This is a genomic window from Limosilactobacillus panis (assembly GCF_019797825.1).
GTDB lineage: Bacteria > Bacillota > Bacilli > Lactobacillales > Lactobacillaceae > Limosilactobacillus > Limosilactobacillus panis_A.
Window position 1 is genome coordinate 1174031 of record NZ_CP081855.1, and the last position, 25324, is coordinate 1199354.

Annotated in this window: 27 protein-coding genes and 2 pseudogenes; 8 read left to right on the forward strand and 21 right to left on the reverse strand. The window is 47.2% G+C overall.

What is annotated here, in order from left to right; genetic code table 11:
• The 10 genes from KZE55_RS05645 to KZE55_RS05690 all read right to left on the reverse strand — a co-directional run bounded on the left by KZE55_RS05645 (position 1) and on the right by KZE55_RS05690 (position 6591).
• Complete coding sequence (locus KZE55_RS05645; protein ID WP_222257755.1) at positions 1–435, reverse strand: acetyl-CoA carboxylase biotin carboxyl carrier protein; 435 nt, start codon at positions 433–435, stop codon at positions 1–3.
• A gap of 5 nt (positions 436–440) precedes the next feature.
• Positions 441–1673 carry a beta-ketoacyl-ACP synthase II gene (gene fabF, locus KZE55_RS05650; protein ID WP_222257756.1) on the reverse strand — a complete coding sequence of 411 codons (1233 nt, stop codon included), beginning with the start codon at positions 1671–1673 and terminating at the stop codon, positions 441–443.
• Positions 1674–1684: 11 nt separating this feature from the next.
• Complete coding sequence (gene fabG, locus KZE55_RS05655; RefSeq protein WP_222257757.1) at positions 1685–2416, reverse strand: 3-oxoacyl-[acyl-carrier-protein] reductase; 732 nt, start codon at positions 2414–2416, stop codon at positions 1685–1687.
• Positions 2407–3339 (reverse strand): ACP S-malonyltransferase, encoded by a 933-nt coding sequence (locus KZE55_RS05660; protein WP_222257758.1) that lies wholly within the window; start codon positions 3337–3339, stop codon positions 2407–2409. Before KZE55_RS05660 ends, fabG begins: the two co-directional genes overlap by 10 nt.
• Positions 3340–3342: 3 nt before the next feature.
• Positions 3343–3588: an acyl carrier protein gene (locus KZE55_RS05665; RefSeq protein ID WP_222257759.1), complete on the reverse strand. Its 246-nt coding sequence runs from the start codon at positions 3586–3588 to the stop codon at positions 3343–3345.
• Positions 3589–3609: 21 nt separating this feature from the next.
• Positions 3610–4578, reverse strand: a complete 969-nt coding sequence (locus KZE55_RS05670) for a beta-ketoacyl-ACP synthase III (RefSeq protein WP_222257760.1) — start codon at positions 4576–4578, stop codon at positions 3610–3612.
• 15 nt (positions 4579–4593) lie between these two features.
• Positions 4594–5034, reverse strand: a complete 441-nt coding sequence (locus tag KZE55_RS05675) for a MarR family winged helix-turn-helix transcriptional regulator (RefSeq protein ID WP_222257761.1) — start codon at positions 5032–5034, stop codon at positions 4594–4596.
• Between the two features lie 72 nt (positions 5035–5106).
• Positions 5107–5553 (reverse strand): 3-hydroxyacyl-ACP dehydratase FabZ, encoded by a 447-nt coding sequence (gene fabZ, locus KZE55_RS05680; protein WP_222257762.1) that lies wholly within the window; start codon positions 5551–5553, stop codon positions 5107–5109.
• A gap of 246 nt (positions 5554–5799) precedes the next feature.
• Positions 5800–6153, reverse strand: coding sequence for a holo-ACP synthase (acpS, locus tag KZE55_RS05685; protein ID WP_047767570.1), 354 nt, complete (start codon positions 6151–6153; stop codon positions 5800–5802).
• A gap of 9 nt (positions 6154–6162) precedes the next feature.
• Positions 6163–6591 (reverse strand): CopY/TcrY family copper transport repressor, encoded by a 429-nt coding sequence (locus tag KZE55_RS05690; RefSeq protein ID WP_222257763.1) that lies wholly within the window; start codon positions 6589–6591, stop codon positions 6163–6165.
• A gap of 146 nt (positions 6592–6737) precedes the next feature.
• Between KZE55_RS05690 and KZE55_RS05695 the strand changes: the two genes are divergently transcribed.
• Positions 6738–8108, forward strand: coding sequence for a DHA2 family efflux MFS transporter permease subunit (locus KZE55_RS05695; RefSeq protein ID WP_222257764.1), 1371 nt, complete (start codon positions 6738–6740; stop codon positions 8106–8108).
• Positions 8109–8350: 242 nt separating this feature from the next.
• The gene (locus KZE55_RS05700) at positions 8351–9505 is read left to right on the forward strand and encodes an MFS transporter (RefSeq protein WP_222257765.1); all 1155 of its coding nucleotides are present in this window, start codon (positions 8351–8353) and stop codon (positions 9503–9505) included.
• A 45-nt stretch (positions 9506–9550) separates the two neighbouring features.
• On the opposite strand, the gene KZE55_RS05705 is transcribed toward KZE55_RS05700, so the two are convergent.
• Positions 9551–10465 carry an aldo/keto reductase gene (locus tag KZE55_RS05705; protein WP_222257766.1) on the reverse strand — a complete coding sequence of 305 codons (915 nt, stop codon included), beginning with the start codon at positions 10463–10465 and terminating at the stop codon, positions 9551–9553.
• 55 nt (positions 10466–10520) lie between these two features.
• Here KZE55_RS05705 and KZE55_RS05710 point away from each other — a divergent pair, with 55 nt between their 5' ends.
• A complete protein-coding gene (locus KZE55_RS05710) occupies positions 10521–11573 on the forward strand; it encodes a dipeptide epimerase (RefSeq protein ID WP_222257767.1) in 1053 nt (350 codons plus the stop codon).
• A gap of 121 nt (positions 11574–11694) precedes the next feature.
• On the opposite strand, the gene guaD is transcribed toward KZE55_RS05710, so the two are convergent.
• From guaD to KZE55_RS05735, 5 genes and pseudogenes are all read right to left on the reverse strand, one after another.
• Positions 11695–13032 (reverse strand): guanine deaminase, encoded by a 1338-nt coding sequence (gene guaD, locus KZE55_RS05715; protein ID WP_222257768.1) that lies wholly within the window; start codon positions 13030–13032, stop codon positions 11695–11697.
• A 127-nt stretch (positions 13033–13159) separates the two neighbouring features.
• Positions 13160–13333 (reverse strand): L,D-transpeptidase, encoded by a 174-nt coding sequence (locus tag KZE55_RS10260; RefSeq protein ID WP_261313181.1) that lies wholly within the window; start codon positions 13331–13333, stop codon positions 13160–13162.
• A gap of 519 nt (positions 13334–13852) precedes the next feature.
• Positions 13853–14179, reverse strand: coding sequence for a carboxymuconolactone decarboxylase family protein (locus KZE55_RS05725; protein ID WP_222257769.1), 327 nt, complete (start codon positions 14177–14179; stop codon positions 13853–13855).
• Positions 14180–14191: 12 nt separating this feature from the next.
• Positions 14192–14606, reverse strand: a pseudogene (locus KZE55_RS05730) (cupin domain-containing protein).
• Positions 14607–14700: 94 nt separating this feature from the next.
• The gene (locus KZE55_RS05735) at positions 14701–15177 is read right to left on the reverse strand and encodes a flavodoxin family protein (protein WP_222257770.1); all 477 of its coding nucleotides are present in this window, start codon (positions 15175–15177) and stop codon (positions 14701–14703) included.
• Positions 15178–15232: 55 nt separating this feature from the next.
• Between KZE55_RS05735 and KZE55_RS05740 the strand changes: the two are divergent.
• Positions 15233–16112 (forward strand): annotated as a pseudogene (locus KZE55_RS05740) (LysR family transcriptional regulator).
• Positions 16113–16160: 48 nt separating this feature from the next.
• Here the strand turns inward: KZE55_RS05740 and KZE55_RS05745 are convergent.
• Entirely contained in the window at positions 16161–16682 is a 522-nt protein-coding gene (locus tag KZE55_RS05745) for a GNAT family N-acetyltransferase (RefSeq protein ID WP_047767553.1), read from the reverse strand.
• Positions 16683–16808: 126 nt separating this feature from the next.
• On the opposite strand from KZE55_RS05745, the gene KZE55_RS05750 reads away from it, so the two are divergent.
• The 3 genes from KZE55_RS05750 (at position 16809) to KZE55_RS05760 (ending at position 19179) form a co-directional block, all read left to right on the forward strand.
• A complete protein-coding gene (locus tag KZE55_RS05750; RefSeq protein ID WP_222257771.1) occupies positions 16809–17633 on the forward strand; it encodes an alpha/beta hydrolase in 825 nt (274 codons plus the stop codon).
• 9 nt (positions 17634–17642) lie between these two features.
• Complete coding sequence (locus tag KZE55_RS05755; RefSeq protein ID WP_222257772.1) at positions 17643–18284, forward strand: endonuclease III domain-containing protein; 642 nt, start codon at positions 17643–17645, stop codon at positions 18282–18284.
• 238 nt (positions 18285–18522) lie between these two features.
• On the forward strand, positions 18523–19179 hold the full coding sequence (locus tag KZE55_RS05760; RefSeq protein WP_222257773.1) for an HD domain-containing protein: 657 nt from the start codon (positions 18523–18525) through the stop codon (positions 19177–19179).
• A 175-nt stretch (positions 19180–19354) separates the two neighbouring features.
• Here the strand turns inward: KZE55_RS05760 and ltrA are convergent, their stop codons facing one another.
• From ltrA to KZE55_RS05780, 4 genes are all read right to left on the reverse strand, one after another.
• Positions 19355–20737, reverse strand: coding sequence for a group II intron reverse transcriptase/maturase (gene ltrA, locus KZE55_RS05765; protein WP_222257774.1), 1383 nt, complete (start codon positions 20735–20737; stop codon positions 19355–19357).
• Positions 20738–21331: 594 nt separating this feature from the next.
• Positions 21332–21787 (reverse strand): DUF441 domain-containing protein, encoded by a 456-nt coding sequence (locus KZE55_RS05770; protein WP_047769424.1) that lies wholly within the window; start codon positions 21785–21787, stop codon positions 21332–21334.
• A 62-nt stretch (positions 21788–21849) separates the two neighbouring features.
• On the reverse strand, positions 21850–22473 hold the full coding sequence (locus KZE55_RS05775; RefSeq protein ID WP_222257775.1) for a hypothetical protein: 624 nt from the start codon (positions 22471–22473) through the stop codon (positions 21850–21852).
• Entirely contained in the window at positions 22473–23348 is an 876-nt protein-coding gene (locus KZE55_RS05780) for a DegV family protein (protein WP_222257776.1), read from the reverse strand. Before KZE55_RS05780 ends, KZE55_RS05775 begins: the two co-directional genes overlap by 1 nt.
• 210 nt (positions 23349–23558) lie before the next feature.
• Between KZE55_RS05780 and KZE55_RS05785 the strand changes: the two genes are divergently transcribed.
• Positions 23559–25235 (forward strand): NFACT RNA binding domain-containing protein, encoded by a 1677-nt coding sequence (locus tag KZE55_RS05785; protein ID WP_222257777.1) that lies wholly within the window; start codon positions 23559–23561, stop codon positions 25233–25235.
• Positions 25236–25324 lie beyond the last annotated feature (89 nt).

Below are 25324 nucleotides of genomic sequence, written 5' to 3' on the forward strand. Positions count from 1 at the left end.
TTATTCTCCTTCCGAAATGGTAAACAATGACTGGTTAAATTCTACGAGGTCACCATTCTCAACGTCGATGGACTTAACCACCCCATCACGGTCACTTTTAACCTCGGTAATCATCTTCATCGCTTCAATCACACAAACCACGTCCCCCTTGTGGACATGGTCACCGACTTTAACATAGGCTGGCTGGTCTGGCTTCGGCTGCAGGTAAACTGTTCCCACCAACGGTGCCTTGATTGCGCCGGTATTAGAATCAGTGGCTGGCTTTTCGGCAGCGTCGTTTTCATCATCAGCATTAACCTGCTTTTCAACTTTAACGGGTGCCGATTGGTTATTCTTGCTTAGGTAAAGGTGGAAACCGTGGTCATCAATCTTAAGTTCCCGGGTTGAGGAGTGCTCAAACCCGGTCATTAATTTTTGAATATCATCAAATTCCAAACAAGTTACCCCCATTTTCTAAAAGCTAAGACAGCATTATGGCCACCAAAGCCAAACGAATTGCTTAACGCGTACTTTGCCTCTGGTGCATCCTGGTTTTCCTTATTAACAAGGTTGACTGGACATTCTTCGTCTTGGTGGTCACAACCAATATTCATTGGCAGCTTACCTTTTTCAAGCGCAGCAACAGAAATTACCGCTTCAATTGCGCCCGCAGCACCCAAAAGGTGCCCAGTCATTCCCTTTGTCGAACTGACCAAAACGGAGTTGTCCTTGCCAAATACATGGTTAATAGCAAGAGCTTCACCACTATCGTTAGCATGTGTTGCGGTTCCGTGAGCGTTGATGTAATCGACTTCTGCCGGCTTAATATTAGCTTCATCGATTGCTTCTTGCATCGCCCGGGCAGCTCCTTTTCCATCCGGGTCAGGAGCAGTAATATGATAAGCATCCCCAGTAGCGCCATAACCGACAACTTCACCAAGAATCTTTGCTCCCCGCTTTTCGGCGTGTTCAAGGCTCTCCAAAATGAGGGCCCCCGCACCTTCACCAAGTACAAAGCCATTGCGGTCCCGGTCAAATGGCTTAGAGGCCTTCAATGGGTCTGTTGCGGTGGACAAGGCATTAAGGGCCGCAAAGCCAGCAATGCCGATTTCGTTAACAGAGGCTTCCGCCCCACCGGCAATCATTACCTGGGCCCGCCCTTCTTTAACTTGGCGAAATGCTTCGCCAATACTGTTAGTACCACTGGCACAGGCAGTGACAATCGAAGTGCAAATGTTTTGGGCATTAGCGCGAATCGCAATGTTACCAGCAGCCATGTTGGCGATTGCCATCGGCACAAACATTGGTGAGACCCGCTTAGGTCCCTTCTCGTGCATCTTAATAATCTGCTCTTGGATGGTGGTTAAACCGCCAATACCAGAGCCATAAATAACGCCAAGGTCTTCAGCGCGAGTATTGTCCGCATTAATCCCCGCCATTTTCAGCGCTTCAACTGCCGTTTGAACTGCATACTGTGAATAAAGGTCCATTCGTCGTGCTGACTTCTTGCCGACAACTTCTTTCGGGTCAAAATTATCAACTTCACCGGCAACGGTAATCCCCGTCGGCGTTGCATCAAACTTACTGATCTTTTTGATGCCCACCTTCCCCGCGAGGGTGTTTGCTACAAAATCGTGCAAACCGTTACCATTGGGGGCAACTGCGCCCATCCCTGTAACAACAACTCTTGTCATTTTATTCACTCCTAAATTGTCATTCCACCATCAACAACGATTGTTTGGCCAGTAATATAATCATTTTCCGCCAGAAAGACAGCCGTTTTGGCCACCTCTTCCGGCTCACCAAACCGCTGCAGGGGGATTTGCTTAGATATTTGCTTTTTAACGTGGTCAGATAAAGCAACGGTCATATCGCTGTCAATCATTCCGGGAGCAATCGCATTACACCGAATACCGCGCAACGCCCCTTCCTTAGCAACCGACTTAGTCAAACCAACCAAGCCCGCCTTGCTAACCGCATAGTTTGCCTGACCGGCATTACCGTGGAGGCCAACGACACTCGCCATATTAATAATGCAACCCTGCCGCTTCTTATACATTTTCTTAAGAACCTGCTGGGTCAGGAAAAAGGGAGCACGGAGGTTGGTTGTGATTACGTCATCAAAATCCGCATCTTTCATTCCGATAAACAGCTTATCCCGGTTAATCCCCGCATTATTAACTAGCACGTCAATTTCGCCGAACATATCCCACGCTTTCTTCGCTAATGAAGTAACCTGGGTAGCGTTTGCGAGGTCACCCATCAGGTAAACATATTCGCCACCAACATGATCAAGACGGGCCTTCAACTCCGCATTAAGTTCGTGGCGACCGTTTAAAATTACCCGGCATCCTTTTTTTAAGAATGCTAGCGCAATAGCAGCACCAATGCCACGACTACTTCCGGTAATCATGACGACCTTATTTTTTAGCTCCATTGTTGATTCTCCTTTAAATAAGTCTGGTAATCCTTCAACGTACCAATGTGGGTGCGAACAAGATTTGAATCGACTTGCTTGGCAAAGCGTGAAAGGTTCTTCCCTGGCCCAATCTCTAATGTTGCATCAATCTCTAAGAGCTTCACCATGTACTGAACGTCCTCACCAAAGTGGGTCGAAACCGCCAGCTGCCGTTCCATAATGGGAGCGATGTTTTCGGCGGTAAAGGGGGCTACGACTGTATTACTAATTACCGGGACTGTCGGTTTATGGAACTGCTCTTCTGCTAGCCGGTCATGCATCTTGGCTCTTGCACCGTTAAAAAGTGGCGTATGGAAAGCACCACTTACCTTTAACACGACGACCCGCTTAGCCGCTTGCTCAGCCTTTATATCACCAACAGCTGCCTTGACCTGGTCAGTTGCACCGCCCAAGACAACCTGTTGCGGTGAATTATAGTTAGCAATCCACACCTGCGAATAACGATCACAAATAGCAGCAACCTTATCATGAACGGGGTTCAAGACAGCGGCCATCGTGCTGTCAACCTGATCAGCATCGGCTTGCATATATGCACCCCGGTCCTTTAACAGACTTAGGCCCTGATCTGCAGAAATTGCCTTACTAGCAATCAATGCCGCGTACTCACCCAAAGAGAGTCCCGCCATTGCGAAGATTGGCAACTGGGGCAAGTCACGCTTAAGCATTTGGTAAATACCGAAGCTCATTGCCACAAGGGCGGGCTGAACATACTTCGTCTGCTTCAACTCCCCGTCCTTGCTAGCCATTATTTTCTCCAGGTCCAACCCGGTAATCTGGCTTCCTTGAGAAACGATGCTTGTAAAAAGGGGATCAGATAAAAAATCCAATCCCATTCCCGGCTTTTGGGCGCCTTGACCACTAAATAAAATTCCTAGTCTCATATCCTAGTCCTTGGCTGCGATTTGCTTGGCAACAAGGTCAACAACGTCACCAATCGTCTTTACGGATTCATCACTGTCTAACTCAATATCGAACTTGTCTTCTAGTTCGTTCATGATTTCAAAGACATCCAAGCTATCAGCATCAAGGTCATCCTGGATATTTGCGTCCAGCTTAACCTTATCTGCATCAATGTCTAATTCATCCACAACAATTGCCTTAACGTCATTAAAAATTTCATCTTTACTCATAATTACATTCCTCTTTCTTCTTTAATATTTGATAATTATTGTACCGATGGTCAAGCCACCGCCAAAACCGGCCAGGACAAGCGTATCGCCCCGTTTTATCTTGCCGTGGGTAACCAACTCATCGAGCAAGAGTGGCTCACTGGCTGCCGAGGTGTTCCCGTACTCATTAATGTTAATTGGAAACTTTTCTAACGGCTGATCCAACCGCTTAGCAACCTGACGAATAATTCGCGCGTTTGCTTGGTGAAGCAAAAAATGGTCCACCTGGTTAAGCTCGATTCCCGCATCTTGCGCCGCCTGCTTAATTGAGGCGGGTACTTGGTGGGTAGCAAATTTGTATACCGCTCGCCCATCCATCGAAAAGGATGACAAGCTGGTAACCCGGCCAGGAAAATCGGTAGCAACTTTTGTCTTACCGGCAACAATTTTGTCGCTTAGTTCCCCAAAGCTGACCAGGTCTTGACCATAGAGGCAATTTTCACGAGCCTCCTCAATCAAAACCCCACCAGCGCCATCACCAAACAAAACCGCTGTTGTCCGGTCCTGCCAGTCAATGATTTTCGAAAGAATCTCACTGCCGATAACGAGGGCCCGGTGAAATGGGGCCTGCATAAGAAAGCCACCTGCAACTGCCAACGCGTAAACAAAGCCTGAACAGGCCGCTGAGATATCGAAAGCAACGGCATTTCGTGCACCAATTTGTCCCTGCACGATTGCAGCAACCGATGGCGTATATGAATCTGGTGACATGGTGGCAACGATAATCAAATCAATGTCACCGGCTGGCACACCACTCTTTTTCAGCAAGCGAGTGGCCACTTTTACCGCTAAGTCACTGGTGTTTTCACCGTTGCTAATATGGCGTTGCTTGATGCCGGTACGGGATTGAATCCACTCATCAGACGTGTCCATTAACTTACTGAGGTCATCATTTGTTTCGATTTGTTGGGGAGCAACACTTGCGGTCTCAACAATTCGCCAATTTTTCACTACTAACCTTTCCTTTTAAGCATGTTCGTTTAGGAAGTCCTCCAGGTTATGAATCGCCTTGTTAACAATCGATAACTCTTCAGCATCCATGCCCTTTAAAAAGCTCTTGACCATCATATTGTGAAAGGCCCTGTGTGCCCGGTATAACACCCGTCCCTTATTAGTTAAGTACAAGCGAATTATTCGCCGGTCCGCTTTATCACGCTTACGTTCGACGTAGCCTTTCTTGATTAGACGGTCCGTCATGGCCGTCATCGTTCCCGGAGTAAGGTGGAGTTTCTTTGCCACCTGGGAAACGGTTTGGTGGTCATACATTGAAATAGCATCAACTGCATGGAGTTCCTTGATGGTTAAATCGCTAAAAGTACTCTTACAAAGCTCTTTTTCTTCCACCCAGAGGATTCCGTTATAAATTTTAATTAGTGCTTCGTTAATTTGTTGATACTCATTGGTCATAATGCATTCCCCTTTTTATTTGTTATGTCAAATAATTAAGATATCAAAATGCATTATAGACGAAACAAGCATTTAAATCTTTGCCTGACGATCGGCAACGATAAAGACTAGCTGCGCACTGCAGACTTTCCGTTCACCGACAGTCGCCACTGCATCGACGATTCCCATTCGCTGACGTTTTTTGACCATCTTAATATGCAGTTTCATTACGTCCCCAGGGACGACCATTTTACGAAACTTTCCCTTATGAATTGCACCCAGATAGGCAGTCTTTTTGTAAAACTCCGGCGATTTAAGAATCAAAACCGAAGCTGCCTGGGCAAGGCTTTCAATTATTAACACACCCGGCATTACTGGGTTATGCGGAAAGTGGCCGCGAAAGAACGATTCATTAATGGTGACGTTCTTGGTCGCGACAATGCTCTCACCTGGCACCATCGAATCTACGTAATCGATGTAGCAAATTGGATAGCGATTCGGGATTAAATCCATAACTTCTTGAGCCGTCATTAATGCCAAATATCACACCAACTTTCTATTTAAAAAGTATTTCGAACATCAAAGTATTCGATGGTCAAATTATATGCAGGATTATTTTGATTGTCAAACTATTTTCTTATCTAAATAAATTAATTGGCCTGAATTATAAATATTTCTATTATTTTACCTAGGTAATTACAGTCATTAACCTTAATTGCTAAAATTATTTGATTTAAAATTAAAAAAGCCTGCAGATGATTAATAAAAACCATCAACAAGCTTTACCTAATCCTCTAAAATAATCTCTGTCATTACTAATTTACCAGTGTGACTCACCGAAGCATGGGCCACCCCGCTAACGGGCGATTTGGTGACGATTGGTGCACCAAGTTGATTGTCAATAATTTCAACATCTTGAAAGCTAACCGCCTTACCAATTCCGGTACCCATTGCCTTTGCAAAAGACTCCTTAAGTGACCATCTGCCAGCGAGGTACTCATTGGCCCGCTGACCGGTAAATTGTTGGTACTGTCTTATCTCTTGCGGCGTTAGAATTCGTTTTACGTACTGGGGATGCTGTTTTGCCATGTGAGCAACACGTGCTATTTCTGTTAAGTCTATTCCTAGTCCCTTTATCATCTTTTCTCCCTAACAGTTCATTTTTCTCCCCGGGATACAGTTACACTGGACCTGATCCGGAGCTGTCGCCAATTTTTTTTGGAGGGTTTCTTGTAAAGTCCGAATATCATCCTTACTTAGCTCCACCTGATTAAGCACGTGGTTCAGCGTCTGCCCAATCCGTCGTTCACAGATACTTTGAAAGAGATCATCGGCCGCTTGACACATCATTGATTGTTCCGCAACCGCCGGATGATAAATGAAGGCCCGACCATGCTTAGTAGTAGTTAATACTCCCTTAGTAACTAAGCGGTGCAAAAGAGTTTTAATCGTTGCGGACTTCCAATCAACTTTTCTTTGAAGAATTGCCGTAATTTCCCGGCTGGTTGCTTCATTTAAGGTCCATACGATTCGCATTACCCGCCATTCAGCCGGCGTAATTTGCAAATCTTTCACCATTTAACACCCCTCTTAATACATATGTAGATAATTTTAGTCTAGCATCTTTTTAACTGTTTAGGAAGCATTGCAATTATGATTGACTTTCCAACGGGACTTGATACACTTAACTACTGTTAATTTTATCGAAGGAGATATCTTATTCAATGAAAGATCAACGTATTAGTCGGGCCCTAGCTATCATGGTTTTCGGAACCTTCTTTGGTCTATTTTGTTCATCCTTGATGAATATCGCTATTCCGACCTTTATGAACGTCTTCCATATCTCGGAAGGACGGGTTCAATGGGTAATTAACGGTTATATGCTAGTTAACGCTCTCATGATTCCGGTCAGCTCCTACCTCATCAAACGTTTTTCCTTCCGTCGTTTATTCATCCTGTTTGCGGGAATCTTCCTTTTAGGAACGATGATGGGCGCGGCGGCAATGAGCTTTACCTTCATCGTAATTGCGCGGATGATCCAGGCAATTGGGGCGGGGATGATGATGCCCCTCGTTAACGTTCTTGCCATCCGTTACGCCAAGCCGGGAAAGAAGGGACAAATTATGGGAATCATTGGGCTCGCCTTTAACTGCGCCCCTATCCTCGGACCAGCCTTTTCTGGTTTCTTGCTGAACTACTTTTCCTGGCGGTACCTCTTCATCTTAATCCTGCCTTTCGCCCTTGCCACGGTAATCCTTTCCGTTGTCTTCCTGCCCTATATTCCACATAACGAGTCACCGCGCTTTAACATGGTTGGCCTAATCACCATCACGGTTGGTCTTTGGTCATTACTGATGGGGCTTTCCAACGTTTCCAACTACCAACTAACCAGCTTTAACGTAATTGGTTATGTCGCAATTGGGTTAATTACCTTGGCCTTCTTTTACATCAACCAACGTCATAGTGACCACCAACTGATTAATTTTCGCATTTTTGCTCACCGTCAATTTGTCTTAGCAACGGTAATTAACATGCTGATTACGGCAACCATGTACGGGAACACCATCCTGATTTCCCTCCTTGTCCAAGTCGTGCTGGGTAAAAGCACCGTTGTCTCAGCCATTAGTGTCCTCCCGGGAGCAATTTTGACCGGTTTATTATCAATGACGAGCGGCCGCTTCTACGATATCTATCCAATCAAAGTCCTCGTCGGTGCCGGGCTAATCATTGATATTATCGGGACAACCTGCCAGGCAGCAATTGGTGCCCGGAGTACTGTCCTGATGATCACCATTTTCCAAACGGTCCGTCAGTTTGGTTTAGTGACCATGCTGATTCCCCTACAGACTCAGGCCCTCTCCCTTTTGCCAAACGAGATTGTTCCCGATGCCGTCGCTACCTTTAACACGATGCGACAAATTGCGGCCTCGTTTGGGACGGCCCTGATCATTGCCGTTGTCGGAATCATCAATAATATTCTTCATTGTCAGTCTTCTCACCTGGGAATTCAGAGTGGTTTTGCCTTCTGTTTACTCTTTCTCCTAACCTCCCTGTTTTTAAGTCAGAAACTATACCACAAGATCAGAAAAGCTTGACCCAAAATCGGGAGTCCCTTTGCTGGCTGGTCCCCTTACAATTAAACAAGGGGGGCTTCCTAACCCCTTATTTTTTTAAATTATAACGTTTTACTAAACCGGTTATGTTATAATATCAACGGTTTAGTTCACTGAACTAATACCGGGGTTTTAAAAGCAACATCCCCATTTTGTCCCCGCCAAACAAAACGTGCACACTATCTGCATTAATATGCTTGAAGAAGGGATTAGATTAGTTCTTTATGAAGTATCGTTTACAAAGTATTGTGTTTGTCCTCGTCGCCTTTTTACTCGGTTGCAACGAATTTATGGTGGTGGGGGTCATCTCAAACATTGCCAAAAGTTATCACGCCTCCCTTTCAACAGTTGGGTTGTTGGTAACCATGTTTGCTTTAACCTATGCCATCTGCACGCCGGTTCTAACAACGATAACCGCAAAGTATGACCGCTTTAAGGTGCTGATGACCTTAATGGTCGTTTTTCTGGTTGGCAATACCTTGACAGCCTGTTCACCTAACCTGCTCTGTCTCTTTGCCTCACGAATAATCACTGCCGCGGTAGCCGGGGCCATTATCTCGCTGGTTCTGGTCTACGTTAGCATCATCGCTCCTATTCAAAAGCGGTCGATGTTAGTGGCAACGGTCTTTTCAGGCTTTAGTACGGCCACAATTATTGGGGTACCAATTGGGACAACGATTAGCACCGCTTTTTCCTGGCACGCTAGTTTTGCCTTCATCAGTATCTTAACCTTAATCATTACGATATTCTTGTTTTTCTTGGTTCCCCGCAATACCAAGCAGGCTAAAGGGTCAATTATGCATCAGCTTCAGTTACTGCGGGACCCGCGAATCTTTTTAGGAATCGTGATCATGGTCGCTCTGATGGCTGCTGAATATACTTTTTATACATACATTCGACCAATCATCACCGATGTCCTCCACTACAGCACCACCCAGCTGAACTTGCTACTCGGGCTTGTTGGTATCATGTTTATCATTGGGAATACCTGTGCCGGCACCATCTCTGGACGGTACGGGACGAGTAAAATGCCCCTGATTAGCGGCGCCTGTCTCCTGCTTCTTTTGTTGATGGGGCTGTCTTTTACCAACGCATTCACCGGCATTATCTTACTGTGCGTGATTTGTCTGGTCCTCGGGATGCCTGGTTCAATTCTCCAAGTAATGTTTTTGAATGTCGCTGACCGCAACTATCCAGAAGCAATGAACCTGGCATCTTCCCTTAATCCCATTTGTACAAACATTGGGGTGACCGTGGGTTCATTCACCGCTTCAGTCAGTGTTAACTTCCTGGCAATTGGTGAGATTGGCTATATTGGTGCCATCTTCGCAATTATTAGTACAATCGGTTCGGTTCTTTTAATTCGCCATGATAAATAATAAAAAATCGGTTAACGAAATAGTGTTTTCGTTAGCCGATTTTCTTTAGAATTCATTAGGTTTAGCAATGTAGTCGTCAACCCCATTCGGGTTTCCCGACCACTTGTATTTATCATACCAAATCGAGTGTTTTTCCTCATCTAATTCTGCGATTGCTTCCATCTCGTCCGCCGTGAGAGAAAAGCCGTCAAGGTCACGGTTAGCTCGCATCCGATCTGGATGGCTAGACTTGGGAATAACCACAAAGCCCTGTTGCAGTTCCCACCGCAAGATCACCTGGGCCGGACTCTTACCCTTTTCCTTGGCAATTTGGTTTATTACCGGGTTAGCCAGGGCCCGACCATTGCCCAGTGGTGACCAGGCCTCGAGCTGGATTTTATTTCCCTGACAGAAGGCTACCGTGTCGGGTTGGTGAATAAAGGGGTTAAACTCGATCTGGTTGATTGCCGGCATTACCTGGGCGTGGTCTATCAGGTCAGTCAGGTGGTCAACATCAAAATTGCAAACCCCGATTGCCCTTGCTTGACCATCCTTTAGAATTCCTTCCAGGGCGCGCCAGGATTCGTTGTACTTGCCGAAAACCGGCCAGTGGAGAAGTAGCAGGTCGACGTAATCGGTCTGCAGGTCCTGGAGCTGCTGGTTAAAGGCTGCCCGCAGCTTATCATAGTCACCCTGGTCACCGTTAAAGATTTTAGTGGTTAAGAAGAAATCATCACGCTTTTTACCGCTTTCCTTAATTGCCTCTTGCAATCCCTGACCAACACCACTTTCGTTACCATACTGTTTAGCAGTATCAAACAGGGTATAACCATTGGCAGCAGCGGTCCTTACCAAATCGGCGGTATCATCCGGATTGGTTTTCCAAACACCCATGCCAATCTGCGGCATCTCAACGCCATTGTTTAGTTTTACTGTCTTTTCCAAATTAACATCCCTCTTTCCTATCAGTAAGTATACCATTTTTCCTAAGGCGTGATATGATTATGATATTCTAAAAAGAATCGACTTGATAAACATGACAGACCAACTAGTAATCAAAAATTTTCAAACCGCAGTTATTGACGAACCCCTGAAGCGTCCCTTCATCACCCACCTACACAAGGTAACGGCGATCCACGCGGTCCAAGTGAAGCTAATCCTGACCAACGGCCTAACCGGAACTGGCGCCGCCACCCCCAATGAAAAGGTCACTGGTGATACGATGAGTTCCTTGAAGGAAACAATGGATTCCGTAATTGGCCCACAACTAGTCGGCAAGTCACTCAACCACCTGGAGGAATTGATGGCTACCTTGGCAAACGTGATTCGCTACAATGAGCCGGCCAAGGCGGCCTTTGATATGGCCGTTTATGATCTCCTAAGCCAGATCACCAAACTACCATTTCCAGCCCTCTTTGGTGGTGCTAAGGATACCATGCAAACTGACTATACGATTAGTATCGGTAGTCAAGAGCAGATGGTGACTGAGGCGCGCGAATTAGTTGCCGCGGGTTTCACAGCCCTTAAAATCAAGATTGGGAACAACCCCGTTGCCGAAGACGTCGCGACCGTGGCCGAAATTGCTAGAACAGTGGGACCCAAGATTTTCCTCCGCCTGGACGTTAACCAGGGATGGAATTACAAGCAGGCGCGGCGGGCCTTGACTATGCTGGAAGAACGCAACCTCAACATCGCCTTCGTTGAACAGCCCCTAGCCGCTGACCAAATTGCGGAAATGGCCCGCTTACGGATGCAGACAACGATCCCGATCATGCTTGACGAAAGTGTCTTTTTACCGGCTGATGCTCTCAGAGTCATTCGCGCTGACGCCGCCGACTATGTCAACATCAAGCTGATGAAGTGTGGGGGGCTCTTTCAGGCGGCCAAGATCAACGACCTCTGTGCCACTGCGGGAATCGGTTGCATGGTTGGGTGCATGATTGAATCGCAGGTCGGCCTCGCCGCTGGACTAGCCTTTGCTTTAGGCCACCAAAATGTTAAGTTCATCGATCTTGACTCCTGCTTTATGGCCAAGGACTCTGCCATGACCCTGATAAGCAATGATGGGCCCAAGTTGATGTTGAATTGAGTTGAGGATAATTTCGGCAAGTGTGTGCCACATGACGAACAAGAAAGCCCTCAGCAAGACAAGACCTTCCTGAGGGCTTCTATTGTCACTCAATTACTTTTGGTGTCGTGATTGTTATACTTCATGCCTTGTATACTTCTCTGCCGCCCACAAAGACGTGACAAATATCTGCTTGTTCCGTTTGGTACATCAGGCGCTGGAAAATATCCGCCGTCGTCAGGGGCATCAATGCACGGTGCATTCGTACAATCTGTAGGTCAGCGGTGTAGCCTTCCTGAATTACGCCCGCCTTTAAGTGCAGGGCCTGGGCCCCTCCCCGGGTTGCCAGGTAGAAGGCGTTGGCCATTGTAATCCGGGATCCCTGGACACCCCGCTGCTCAGCTAGCAGGTGGTTGTCAACCCCATCGGTCAACTGCTGTGACGACTTCACTGCTTGCCGGGCATTATGATAAAGGCTCGGCGTATACCCACCAGAGATATCAGAACCCAGGCCGAGTTTATTGCCCAGCTTCAGCAGACGGTTAACCGGGAGAATCCCGTTGCCAAAGTAGATATTCGAAATTGGGCAGTGGGCAATCGCCGTCCTTCGTTCTCGTAAGACCTGCCAGTCACCGGGAGTCAACTGGGTTCCGTGGGCCATGACGGCCCGGTCAGTCAGAAGACCAAAGTGGTCCATCACGGTCGTATCGTGCTGACCGAAGCGTTCGATTGCGTAGCCATGCTCCCAGTTGCTTTCACTAAGGTGGGACTGGACCGGCAGATCATAACGGCGGGCAAGCTGGCCCAGGCCAACCAATGCTTCATCGGTACAGCTGGGTACAAAACGCGGTGTAATCACGGGGGTAATCGTCTGCCCAGTCCGGCTTTGCATCTTCAGAACCGCTTGGATAAAATTCTCCGTTGACTGTAATGCGGCTTTAGCCGATGAATTACGGTAATAATCGGGGGTCTGGTCAGGGTTGTCCATTACCACCTGGCCAATAAAGCCGCGTAGTCCTTGGCTAACAACTTCCTTGGCGAGGGTCATATTGGCGTCAAAGTGAATCGTCCCAAACATCATTGCGGCCGTGGTCCCATTGGCCAGCAGGGTATGAACAAAGTCGTGATAGACTCGCTGGGCATAGGCGGGGTCGCTGAACTTGGCTTCCAGGGGAAAAGTATAGTGGTTAAGCCAATCGGCCAGTGGGCGGTCGAGGGCCAATCCTGCCTGTGGCCACTGGGGCGCATGCACGTGAAGATCAATGAATCCCGGTAATATGTATTGGTCGCTATCCAACTCCAGAAGCCGGTCTGCCTGCCGGGCGCTTTGCAGCTGGGCGGCGTACTCCTGATCACTTGGCTGGAGAATTCGTTGAATGACCCCTGTCTGGTCAATCATGATCAGGGCGTCCTTTACTGATTGAACGTTATTAGGATCTGTTGCAGTGAAGTATGTTCCGCAAATTGTTAATTCTGCCATCAAAATACCCTCTTCATATTGTTTATTATAGTTTATAGCGAACTTTCAATGGTGTAAAGAGAATATTGTTCGTTATGCTTTTCAATATAAAAAAGGGCACCGGCTCCGCACCGATGCTTATTTCGTCCTAATTATCGGCCACCACGACCTTGGTCCCGGTCGGTAGATTATGTTCAATCCACTTGGCATCGTCAATTGACAGGCAGACGCAGCCGGGTGAGCTGGGATGCTTCCCCTGTTGCTTTGCCAGACGTTTGATGTAGTGATGTTGGTCTGCCGTTGTGACAACCGAATGGAACATGTAGTCCCCGTCCACGACAGGCAATAGTTGGCCCCTAGCCGCAAGTTCGGATTATAGACCCGGTCCATCCGGATATTGGAAGTCGCAAAGGTCCCCGTTGGCGTGGCACTGACCATCTTGTGCGTCAGGGGATCCTTTTGGTAAGCTCCCGCCGAGCTGTACATCGTGTACAAGAGTTTCTTTCCACTATAGATATAGGTTCAGTTGCCTTTTAGGCTGACCTTCACCCAGAGGTTGGGTCGACCATTCAACTCTGGGTAAGGAACTGTCTCGGAAGACTTGACCCAACTAATCGGTTGTCGCATGTGATTATTATCAGCGGCAGCTGTTGTCCACGGCAGGGTTATCCCCAGTACAAACACCAATAGTATTAGCCAGCAATGCCGAATATGATAACTCATCCATTCTTCACTCCCTATTTTACGCTAACACTACTAATGTACTTTTTTCTACCACCTTGTTAACAACAAAAGCGTTAGGTGAAGGTAAAATCCACCTAACGCTTTTAATCGATGTGATTTACTTATCAGCGCCCCAAACCTTCTTAGCAATGTTAAAGGCAGACCAAGCATTCGGCCAGCCAACGTAAAAGGCCAACTGAGTAATAACTTCCACGATTTCTTCCTTGGTAATACCGTTGCTTTTAGCAGTCCGCATGTGGTACGGCAGCTGGGCAAAAGCACCCTTAGTAATCAGGGCAGTGACCGTAATCATACTCCGGTCACGAGGCTTTAATTCTTTTTCCCGGGACCATACTTGGCCGAAGAGAACGTCATCGTTTAATTCCGCAAACTTGGGTGCAAAGTCACCCAGTTGGTCACGACCTGCTGTTTGTTTTTTAGCCATAACAATCCCCTCCTACTTACTTAATTTGTTGTAGTAATCATCGTCAACCTTTTCGCACCATTCGCTGGTTCCCTTGGTAATTGCAATGTGAGCGAACCAGGAGTCCTTAGTAGCGCCGTGCCAGTGCTTGACTCCTTCATGAATTGCAACCACGTCACCGGGCTGTAATAGCTGGGCTGGCTTTCCTTCCTCTTGGTACCAACCTTCACCCGCTGTTACCAGGAGAATCTGGAAGCCGTCGTGGTATATGCCAGTCGTTGCGGCAACCAGGTTCGAAAGAAACATTCGACACGTTGATATCGATGTTATCGTCCGGTGAAACTAAGCCATTTAAATAACTAGTCCCGATAAAATACTTGGCATAGGCAACGTTCTTGTCACCAAAGCCAAACATATCGTTTTTCACTGTATCTTTATTCTTTGCCATGTGAAGGCCTCCTCAAAGTTGTTAACTTTACTTTAGACGCCCCGGCATTAATGTGAAATACTTATTTTAATTAATGGCTAATGTTCAAATTGTATTATAGTTTACGGAGCCAGGACATCAGGCTGGCGGAAGAATACGCTGGCTTGGCATGGGTCAGGACATGGTAACCGTCCAGGACCGTTAGCTTCCCAGCATGAGCGATAAAGTCCTGCTGGTAGTTACCCGTGTCACTCCACCCCGTTGAAAATGGTGCAACCTTCCCCTGGTAGCCCTGCAACTTAACTAGCAGTGCCATCACCGGTGAGGCAATTTGGCCATCCCAGACTGGCCCGCCAACCAGGATATCATCATAGTAAGACAGGTCAGGAAGCTTAGTGGTAATTTCAGGAAGGCTGTTTGTCTGCCGCTGATTCTTGTAAACCACATCCGTCGCCTCCATGTCCTGCGGGAAGGTCTGGTCCGCTACCTTGACCTGGAGGATATCGGCGCCCGTCATTTCATGGATTTGACTGGCTAACCGGGCTGTATTACCAAATTGTGAATAGTAAAGGATTAATGCTTGCTGTGCCATCGTAAATCGCCCCTTGTTGTATAATTAATTTATTAAGAATTGGAGGCCCTCCTAAATGGATACCCGCGTTTTAAAGTATTTTTTAACCGTTGCTAATACTAATAATATCACGAAAGCAGCCAAGCAGCTGCACATCACCCAGCCAACCCTCTCACGGCAAATCATGGAGTTAGAAAAGGAACTTCGACGTCGCCCTCTTCGACCGGACCCAACGCCAGCTCCAGTTAACGAAGGCAGGCGTCCTATTTCAACAGCGGGCAACCACCCTCCTCCAACTGGTCGACCAAACCAAAGATGACCTCCACCAGCAGGAAAAGGAACTGGTGGGGTCCGTAAACCTGGGCTGTGTTGTCTCACTCGTTTCCCCATTCATGATGAAGATGGTAAACGACTTTCAAAAGGAGTATCCGGGTGTCCGCTTTAATGTTTTCGATGGTGACGGTGACGCCCTCCGTCGGCAAATTGATGAGGGCCGGCTGGACCTTGCCTGCCTGATTGAGCCCGTCGAGGCGGCCAAGTATGACTACGTCGTCCTCCCCATTAAGGAGCAGTGGGGCCTATTAATGCATAGTGATGATTCCCTGGCTCAAAGAACCGCCATCAGCAAGAATGACCTTTATAAACTGCCGCTGATCCTCCCCCACCGTAACATCGTTCGGGACGAGGTCAGTGATATCTTAAAACTCGACCAGACAAAGCTCTACTGGATGGTGACCAACAACCTCCCCAGCAACACGATTGAGTTGATCCGGTTCGGTAACTATTACGCAATTGGCATTAAGGGAATCAAGGCCTTGAATGCGGACCCCGAAATTGCCTTTATCCCCTTCACCCCGAAGAAGGAAACTGGCCATCTCCTGATCTGGCGCAAAAATAACATGCTGGCCCCGGCCGCCGAGTGCTTCCTCCAGTTCGTGACCGAACGGATTAACTAACGAAAAGGGCCCTGCTGTGAGTCTTCACTAGCAGGTACCCTATAACAACTATTTAGTTAATTGTGCGTAAACGTACAGCACTTCATCAGGACGGTAGTAACCATAAACTTCGCCGACCTTCTTGAAGCCATGCTTGGTAATCAAGTGCTGCATGATTTTGTTATCAATGTGGGTATCAATCCGGATAGTTTCAATATCTGTCCGGTGTTCCTTAATGTAGTCCAGAACAGCAACAAAGAGCTTTGAAGCGTAACCGTGACCGGTGTGCTTGGAGTGAACGGCAACCCGGTGAAGGACCACGTACTTATCAGTATCGATGAGCCACTTGCCCTTCATCTTAGCATACGATTCATCTGGCCCGTCGACAACCGCAACATAACCAACCGTTTGGTCATCATCAGACTGCGCCAGAATTGCCCAACCATTTTCAATGTCTTGCTTAACAACGTCAGCGTTCGGGTAATCGCCCTGCCACTGGTCAATTCCTTGTTCAGCCAGCTGGTTACTGCCATCCTTTAAAATAGACATGATCTGGTCGTAATCTTCCATTGTGGCCTTTCTTAATTTCATCGTTCGTACCTTCCCTTCTCGTTATTCTGGAATGATCCTAATTTATTCCGACTAAAAAAACTTTATCATACTTTCCCCTGCTTTGCCAAGCGATTAACATTCAATTTAAAAAAGGAGTTTATTGAAATGATTTTTCGTCGTTACTTTTGGCTATCACTAGTTATTATTCTGTGTACCCTAGTTGGGACCCAGCCGGTTCACGCGGCTAAGTATATCCAATCAACAACACCGACAATTTTCTTTCACGGCTACAACAGCGGCGCCCATGCCGAGCAATTTATGGTTAATGGCATCAAAAAGGCCGGGGTCAGCAAGACCAGCATCACGGCAGAGGTCGATGCCGATGGGAAAGTCACCCTCTTGGGCACCATCCCCCGCCAAGCCGCGAACCCACTGGTAATGGTAAATTTTGAAAACAGCCGCAATACCGACTATACCATGCAGGGGCAATGGGTCAAAAATGTTATCGTCAAGCTTCAGGACCGTTACCATTTCAAGAGGATTAACATCGAGGCCCACTCAATGGGAAACCTCGCCGTAATGTACTACCTGCTTCATGACGGGCGAGACCATCGCCTACCGCAGATTCAAAAACAGGCCGCACTGGCCGGCACCTTTGATGGGGCAATGGGCTGGAACGAAACTGCCAACCTGACAATCAACCCGAAAACGGGTAAGCCATCCCGGGAAAACGCCTCTTTTAAAAAGCTCCTCCCCCTGCGGCACACTTATCCCCAGCAAATCAAAGTGCTTAACTTATACGGCGATTTGGGAAACGGCAACGACAGTCAGGTTAGCAATAATTCTAGTCGGACCCTTCGCTACCTAATCAACGACCGGGCAGCATCCTACAAGGAAGTTAAAATCACCGGGCCCAACGCTTCCCACGAGCTCCTCCACCGTAATCCCCAGGTGAACCGGGAACTAATCAAGTTCTTCTGGGAGAAGTAGGTGCTCAGAATGGAACTAACTTTATTAAGCCTTTACCAAAAGATGCAGCGGGAGATGGGCCCTTCTGGCTGGTGGCCGGCCGACTCAAAGGAAGAAATCATCATTGGGGCCCTCATGATACAAAATACCAACTGGCAGAATGCCGATAAGGCGGTCGCTAATTTTCGGCAACGAACAGGGTTTAATCCGGAACAAATTACCAAACTTTCAGTGGATGAGATTCAATCACTGGTACGTCCGGCCGGTTTCTATAAAAACAAGAGCAAGGCGGTAACCGCCGTTTTTTCCTGGCTCGCCAGGTTCAACTTTGACTACCCCCAAATTCGCCAGACCTATGGTACTAACCTCCGGGCGGCCCTATTAAAGCTGCACGGGGTTGGGGACGAGACAGCGGATGTCTTTCGTACCTATATTTTTGATGACCCAGTCTTTATTGCGGATAAGTATGCGCGGACGCTGTTTACTAAGCTCGGTGTGCCCAACCTCAGTAACTACCAGTCACTTGCCAAGCGGTGTGTACTAGGGCCCAGCTTCACGGTCGCCATGGCCCAGGACTTTCACGGTCTCATCGATGAGTTCGGCAAGCAGTACTTTCACCCCGTAACTAAGTTTGCCCAGAGCTTTCTCAGTGGTGACCGGCTCATCTTATAGATTACGCTGAGTCAGGTAGAATGTTCTTCAGCCATGACTTTTCGCGCTTACAATAGTACAGGGTCACCGTATTTTCACCACCTATTTTAGATTCCATTCACCGAAGCATCCCATACGCCTAGGGGAGTGTGCTTACAAATTGGTGGGTCCTAATTACAATTATAGTAAGAAGAGACTTGCCCTAGTTAAAAAAATCCGTTAGTCTTAAAGCATTAACTAACTGAAGGAGCATCAGATAATGACGCACGAACAACAAATTGCTGCGGTTAAGCGGTACACGATCGATAAACTTGGTGAGGATAGCACCGGCCATGGAATGGACCACATCAACCGGGTCGTCAAGATGGCCAAAAAGATTGCCCTGGGTGAAGGGGTCGACCCCTTCCTCCCCGTTGCCGCTGCTTACCTCCACGATACAATTGACGAGAAGCTGGTGGCGAGCGTTGATGAAGCCAAGGAGGAACTCTGGACATACCTGGAGCAGAATGGTTTTGAAGCAAACGACATTTTCACCATCATGGACGTCATCGCTAACATTTCCTTCGCCCACACCCTCGATAAGGGCGAGATCCACCTCAGTAAGGTTGGCCAAATCGTGCGTGATGCTGACTGGCTAGATGCTATCGGCGCTATCGGCATTATCCGGGCTGTCTACTATGGCGGAGCCCACCATGAAAAGATCTATGACCCCCGGATCAAGCCGCGGGAAAACATGTCCCATGAGGAGTACCGCAACCTTGATGACGAGACAATCATCAACCACTTTTATGAGAAGATTCTCAAGCTGGCGGGGATGTTACAGACACCGACGGCAAAGCAGATTGCGGTCCACCGCCAGGCAATCTTGAAAGACTTTCTCACGGAATTCCATAATGAATGGGATAATAAATGCTAATAAGCGAGCTGAGAATGTCTTGTACGGCTATTATAAGGCGTTGATTCACGGGCACTAAAAATGTGTATTACTGTGGAATATTTGAAGATAAATCGAGTAGGAGGTAATTGATTAGTTCAATTACCGACCTCTCACACCACCGTACGTACGGTTCCGTATACGGCGGTTCGACAACTTAATCACTTTGAATTGACTGGAGCGTCTTGGACATATTTATTAGTCCAAGGTGCTCCAGTTTTCTATTTGTTAGAGAATAACTCAAAGTCTTACTGTGTGCGGTTCGCCAGTAGCCCTTACGGGTACTAGCGAAGACATATGCATCACGATAAGACAATCCGAGCCTTTGTAAGTTAGTAATCTTAGTTTTGAATTTCTTCCATTGCTTCCAGATATATTGCCTTATTCGCGCCCTTAACCACTGGTCAAGTCGTTGAATAAAGCCAGTCAGTTTCCCAATTGAGTAATATTGAAGCCAACCCCGCATTTTGCGATGAATTTCCTCAAACATTTGCTCAATGGATACTCCCCGATTGCGCTTTGTTAACAGCTTTAGTGCTTGCTTAACTCGCTTTTGTGATTGCTTGGCCGGTCGGGCATAGGCACCGTTACGGTCTACACCTAGTGAAAAGCCAAGAAACTTCAATCTTAGGGGACTACCAACTTTAGTTTTATCTGGATTAACTTTAACCTTCAATTGCTTTTCGAGAAAATGGGTAATACTGCGCATTACTCGTTCTCCCGCCCGTTGACTTTTAACATAAATATTACAATCATCCGCATAGCGTACAAAGTGATGGCCACGTCTGGTCAACTCTTTATCCAACTCATTTAGGTAAATATTCGCCAGTAATGGTGATAATGGTCCACCTTGCGGCGTTCCTTTGTCACTCCTAGCGAAAAGCCCATGATCTAAGACCCCGCTAGTCAAAAACTTGCGGATAAGTCTTAGCGTCCATGGGTCATTAATATATTGTTGGAGGTACTTAATCATCAAATCATGGTTGACGTTATCGAAATAGGCCTTCAGGTCTAAGTCGACTACTCTTCGATATCCCTGATTATATAGTTTAACTACCTTTGCGATTGCGTCTTGGGCTCCACGATGAGGGCGAAAGCCAAAACTATTATCCGAGAAAATACGCTCAAAGATTGGCGTGAGCACTTGGGCAACTGCTTGTTGGACCATGCGGTCCACTACCGTTGGTATCCCTAGTTTTCTCACTCCACCGTTGGGCTTGGGAATTTCCACTCGTTTAACCGGTACTGGCTTATAATTGCCTTCACGTAGGTTGGTGATTAACTCCGTTTTATTTTCTCTAAGATATTGCAGGAGGCCATCGACAGTCATATCATCAATGCCCGCTGCTCCTTTATTTCTCTTAACTCGCAAATAAGCCTGGTTCAGGTTATTGCGGTCCAAGACTTGGTCTTGGATAGTGACACTCATACCTTTACCTTCACCATAATCGGTACTACGCGCCCTTGTGTACTTTTGGTTTTCCAAACCTATCCTCGACAAGCGGTCAGCTTGTGGTTCTGTTTTCTGCGATTGTCGCACCTGATTACACCTCCGATATAAGTTATAAGTTATTGTCGTTCGGTCCTTCATCTAATTAATTAGACTACTATGACCTCGGCTGACTTCTGGCTTACTCAACACAACATCACTGCTATGCTTGCTTCTGTGGAATTTCATTCATTCCTCTTGTCGGAAACGTGTAGGTCAGATCTCCCCGGGTAAGAATATTAACTTTCGTACCATGTCACCGTTAGCTTTACTGAAAGCAACTTCGAGTAGTATTGGACTTTAGTTTGTCTAGCAACCTTATCCAGTTACTCTCAGCCTTATAGCTACTTCTTGTTCATCGGTGCAGCACTTTGCCTTAGACTTCCTTCAGATTCCACCTCACAGCGGACACCCTTGTCCTCGGCTCATGGTTCCGACTACTACGGCCCATAGTGGACTTTCACCACCTAGCTAATACCCATGCCGGGCGCACTATAATAGTGGGTTGGGAAAAATGTAATTTTTCCCAACCCACTTTTTCATTTTTTGAATATTATACAGTAGTCGCGGAAAAACCTATCTAGCGCCACAAAGCAAGTCCATTACGGTCAAAAGCGCACTTCAAAGTTTTTCAGCTTCCATGCTTTAAAAATGTAAATTCAGTAAACTCACAATGCAGTAAGTCATCCCACTGGCAATCACCGGTCCTGCGGCAACCCCCTTGAAGACAACCACGCCAATGATGGTTCCCAAGACCAACGCCACCGTCACCTGGGGAACCGCCGCCAGTTGGTTGATTCCGTATTTAGAAAGGATGGCAACCGCGATTCCTGCCGCAATTGCAATCCAGCCCGCCGGCGTTCGAAAGGCCTTGAAGAGGTCGTTGAAGGTAATCTGACCGGTAGCGATTGGTATCAGGATGGCCACGGAAATAATCGTTACGCCCCAGTTAATTCCCCGGTTCTGGATAACCGGCAACCACTTAGCAGTCATTGGCAAGAGCTTAAGGGCCATCACAACAACCGTTGCAATCACCAGTGACATGTTTTTGCCAAACAGGGCAATCAGTAAGACGACCCCTAAAAATAACCAACTCTCCATTTTATCCTCCAAACAAAAGGCGGGAAATATCTTCCCGGCTAGGTAGATATGCCGCCGGAAAATTATTTTCCACCCTTTTCTTTATTCTTTTTACTATGCTCACTCAAGTTGATTTCGACGGACCCTTGAGGCTTATCCGGGTGATTATCATCTGGCAAAATCTGCCGGGCAAGCCAGCGGAATACCATTGCCAATGGCGCTGTCAAAACAGCATACATCAATGCCGTCAGAATAGTGGCCACCAGGTCCAGTCGAATAAAGGCCAACCAGTTACCTCCCGTTTGCCAGCCGACGAGACCGACGAAAATAAGGTTTAGGACCGCCTCCGCGATGGCCGCGCCCAGCGCTAACCAAATCAGCTGCTGGTGACTTACCTTTTGCCGCAGTGGTAACCGCCAGCCGATAATCCAGCCAACCATGGCCGTGATGAGAACAAAGTTGGCTAACATCAACCAGTCCGCATCCCCCAACAACAATAAGATAAAACAAGCACCCACGGCCGTAATAATTCCAGAGACGGTCCCGATAGCAATGGTAACTGCCACGGGAATCAAACCAGCCAACGGGGCAATTAGCACTCCCGTGGGGGCAACGATCCGAAAGCTGTTAATCCCCACCAAAATAGTGAGGATGGCAGTGATGATAATCATTCCTGCATATTTTAGCCAGTTCTTCTTCATATCCATTACAAGGGCTTCTTAGTAGTATCCTGCATCCAGGCTAGGGCTAAGGCACCCTGTCCAAGGTGAGTGCCAATCACAGGGCCGAAGTAACCTAGTGTGAAGTCAATATCAGGGTGTTCAGCCTGCAGTTTATCCAGCCACTTTTGCCCAGCCTCTTTGGCATTAGCGTGAATCACCATTCCCCGTACTGGGTAATCAACCTTGGCTAACTTCTCGTTGAAGATCTGTTCACACCGCAGTTTTGCCTTCTTCATCGAACGCACCTTTTCAAAGGCCTCAATTGAGTGATTGGGATTATCGAACGACAGAAGAGGCTTAATCTTCAGGATCGATCCCACAAAGGCGGAGGCGTTAGAAAGTCGGCCGCCCCGAACCAGGTTCTGCAGGTCATCAACCACGAATAAATCGTTAATCGTATCACTTAAGGTCCGTAACTTAGCGATGACCTCGTCCGGATTTTCGTGTTCGCGAACCAATTTGGCCGCCTCCAAGACAACGTAGTGCATCGGTTCAGAGGTAATGTGACAGTCAAACGGGATAATCTTAATCGTATCCTTCATTTCTTCGGCAATTTGGGCGACGTTACCCAGAAAGCCGGAGATGGAACCAGTCAAAAAGATACTGATAGCCGCATTGTAGCCGTCATCGGCCAGTTTCTGGTAGAGTTCCATCATTTGACCAATCGATGGCTGGGAAGTACTTGGAAAAGAACTCGAAGTCTTCAGCAATTGATAGAAGTCACTAGTTGAAATGTCGACTCCTTCACGGAAGTTTTTCCCATCAATCGAAAACGGAATTGGAACAACATGAATGTTGCTTTTTGCCGCTTCTTCAGGAGTGATGTTGGCGGTGCTGTCCGTAACAACAGCAATTTTCATCTTATCTTCCTCCAAGTCGTTATAAATTTAATAGAATAATTGCAAGCGATATTAGAAAATATCCATAATATAAGAAGCATACCACAAGAGCAGTCATAAACCAACTATTGTTTCACCCGAAGAAGGGCTTTGGCTTGGCGCTTCACCGGTAAAAACGTTATAATTAATACCGCCCTTTTAATGAACGTAAAAAGTAAAGGAGTAATTACAATGTCTTTCGATGGCTTCTTCACCCATGCCATAGTGCACGAACTAAATACGACTTTAAAGACCGGCCGGGTCGCTCGAATCAGCCAGCCTTACCCTGCTGAGTTGATTATAACTATTCGGGCCCAACGGCATAACTATTCCCTGTTAATCTCAGCCAACCCAACCTATCCCCGGATTCAAATCACGACAGTGCCGTTCACGAATCCTGCTGTACCCACCAACTTCACGATGACGTTGCGTAAATACCTTGACGGTGCCATTCTGGAAAAGATCGAACAAGTCGGAAACGACCGGATTATTCGTCTCATCTTTAATACCCGCGATGAACTAGGCGACAGCCAGAAACTCATCTTGGTTAGTGAAATCATGGCCCGGCACAGTAACATCTCCCTGGTCAATGATAAGACGGGCAAGATTATTGATACCATTAAGCACGTCGGTTCTGACCAGAACCGCGTCCGTCTCCTTTTGCCCGGGGCAACCTTTGTCATGCCGCCGAAGCAGGATAAGGCTAATCCCTACCTGCCTAACCAGCTTTACAGTGACCTGGTCCGGGAGTTCTCTGCCCCTAGAGGCCTCGCCAAACAATTGCAAGGCCATTATGAAGGGCTGGGTCATGACACGTCCTTAGACCTGGCAAACCGGCTCCTAGCAAGTGACCACCTTCCAACTACTTACCAGCAGTTTATTCACCGTTTTGATGACCCGGACCCCGTTATTATCGATGGCAAGAAGAAACAGTTCATGGCCTTCCCACCAGTTGGGGCTGACGAAAACGCCATCCAGCACTTCTCAACACTATCTGAAATGCTCGATAGTTACTATGCCCAGAAGGCCCAGCAGGACCGCTCTAAGGAACTGGCCGGACAGGTAATCAAGGTCATTAAGAACGAACTTAAGAAGGATCGGCGCAAGGTTAAGAAACTTAATAAGCAGCTTGAAGACGCCAGTGAAGCGGACAAGTACCGGATTCGCGGCGAGATTCTGACCACTTACCTTGGTAAGCTGAAGCACGGGATGAAGGAAATCACCCTCCCCAACTTCTACAATGACAACAAGCCCCTTAAAATCGACCTCTCCCCCGAGCTTTCCCCATCACGAAACGCCCAGAAATACTTTACCAAGTATGATAAGTTAAAGAGTTCCGTGGCTTATGTCAACAAACAGCTGGGGCTAACTAACGCGGAAATCAAATACTTTGAAAACATTCAGAACCAAATCGACCTCGCCTCGCCATCTGACATTCAGGAAATCCGCCTGGAACTACAGCAGGAAGGATATATCAAGAACAAGCATAAGGGTAAGCGACGCAAGGTCCGGGTAAGTAAGCCTGAACAATTCCACACTAGTGATGGTACCCTCGTTCTCGTTGGCAAAAACAACCTGCAAAACGACCGACTAAGTTTCAAGACCGCTAACAAGAATGAAATCTGGCTGCACGTCAAGGACATCCCTGGTTCCCACGTCGTGATTCGTGATACCCACCCGAGTGACCAGACCATCCTGGAGGCAGCTCAGCTAGCGGCCTACTTCTCAAAGGGACGCGATTCTGATAACGTGCCCGTTGACTACCTGCCGGTCAAACGTCTTCATAAGCCTAACGGTGCTAAGCCCGGTTTCGTTACTTTTCGCGGGCAGAAAACTTTATACGTAACGCCACATAAGTTGAATAACTAGTTAACGTCAGCAGAAGCCACGCCCTTTTGGTTGTGGTTTTTTGTTGTAAATCGTTTTGTTTTGTTGTTAGTTAAAGTAAATATTCTCTT

Excerpts from the sequence above, each read along its gene's own strand:
- guaD (WP_222257768.1), bottom strand. The coding sequence starts at position 13,032 with ATGGCAGAATTAACAATTTGCGGAACATACTTCACTGCAACAGATCCT.
- KZE55_RS05725 (WP_222257769.1), bottom strand. The coding sequence starts at position 14,179 with ATGGCTAAAAAACAAACAGCAGGTCGTGACCAACTGGGTGACTTTGCA.
- fabF (WP_222257756.1), bottom strand. The coding sequence starts at position 1,673 with ATGACAAGAGTTGTTGTTACAGGGATGGGCGCAGTTGCCCCCAATGGT.
- KZE55_RS05665 (WP_222257759.1), bottom strand. The coding sequence starts at position 3,588 with ATGAGTAAAGATGAAATTTTTAATGACGTTAAGGCAATTGTTGTGGAT.
- KZE55_RS05695 (WP_222257764.1), top strand. The coding sequence starts at position 6,738 with ATGAAAGATCAACGTATTAGTCGGGCCCTAGCTATCATGGTTTTCGGA.
- KZE55_RS05710 (WP_222257767.1), top strand. The coding sequence starts at position 10,521 with ATGACAGACCAACTAGTAATCAAAAATTTTCAAACCGCAGTTATTGAC.
- KZE55_RS05760 (WP_222257773.1), top strand. The coding sequence starts at position 18,523 with ATGACGCACGAACAACAAATTGCTGCGGTTAAGCGGTACACGATCGAT.
- KZE55_RS05755 (WP_222257772.1), top strand. The coding sequence starts at position 17,643 with ATGGAACTAACTTTATTAAGCCTTTACCAAAAGATGCAGCGGGAGATG.
- acpS (WP_047767570.1), bottom strand. The coding sequence starts at position 6,153 with ATGATAAAGGGACTAGGAATAGACTTAACAGAAATAGCACGTGTTGCT.
- KZE55_RS05690 (WP_222257763.1), bottom strand. The coding sequence starts at position 6,591 with ATGGTGAAAGATTTGCAAATTACGCCGGCTGAATGGCGGGTAATGCGA.
- KZE55_RS05780 (WP_222257776.1), bottom strand. The coding sequence starts at position 23,348 with ATGAAAATTGCTGTTGTTACGGACAGCACCGCCAACATCACTCCTGAA.
- KZE55_RS10260 (WP_261313181.1), bottom strand. The coding sequence starts at position 13,333 with ATGTTCCATTCGGTTGTCACAACGGCAGACCAACATCACTACATCAAA.
- KZE55_RS05705 (WP_222257766.1), bottom strand. The coding sequence starts at position 10,465 with ATGGTATACTTACTGATAGGAAAGAGGGATGTTAATTTGGAAAAGACA.
- KZE55_RS05700 (WP_222257765.1), top strand. The coding sequence starts at position 8,351 with ATGAAGTATCGTTTACAAAGTATTGTGTTTGTCCTCGTCGCCTTTTTA.
- fabG (WP_222257757.1), bottom strand. The coding sequence starts at position 2,416 with ATGGAGCTAAAAAATAAGGTCGTCATGATTACCGGAAGTAGTCGTGGC.
- KZE55_RS05675 (WP_222257761.1), bottom strand. The coding sequence starts at position 5,034 with ATGACCAATGAGTATCAACAAATTAACGAAGCACTAATTAAAATTTAT.
- KZE55_RS05745 (WP_047767553.1), bottom strand. The coding sequence starts at position 16,682 with ATGAAATTAAGAAAGGCCACAATGGAAGATTACGACCAGATCATGTCT.
- KZE55_RS05775 (WP_222257775.1), bottom strand. The coding sequence starts at position 22,473 with ATGGATATGAAGAAGAACTGGCTAAAATATGCAGGAATGATTATCATC.
- KZE55_RS05750 (WP_222257771.1), top strand. The coding sequence starts at position 16,809 with ATGATTTTTCGTCGTTACTTTTGGCTATCACTAGTTATTATTCTGTGT.
- KZE55_RS05660 (WP_222257758.1), bottom strand. The coding sequence starts at position 3,339 with ATGAGACTAGGAATTTTATTTAGTGGTCAAGGCGCCCAAAAGCCGGGA.
- KZE55_RS05770 (WP_047769424.1), bottom strand. The coding sequence starts at position 21,787 with ATGGAGAGTTGGTTATTTTTAGGGGTCGTCTTACTGATTGCCCTGTTT.
- KZE55_RS05735 (WP_222257770.1), bottom strand. The coding sequence starts at position 15,177 with ATGGCACAGCAAGCATTAATCCTTTACTATTCACAATTTGGTAATACA.
- KZE55_RS05785 (WP_222257777.1), top strand. The coding sequence starts at position 23,559 with ATGTCTTTCGATGGCTTCTTCACCCATGCCATAGTGCACGAACTAAAT.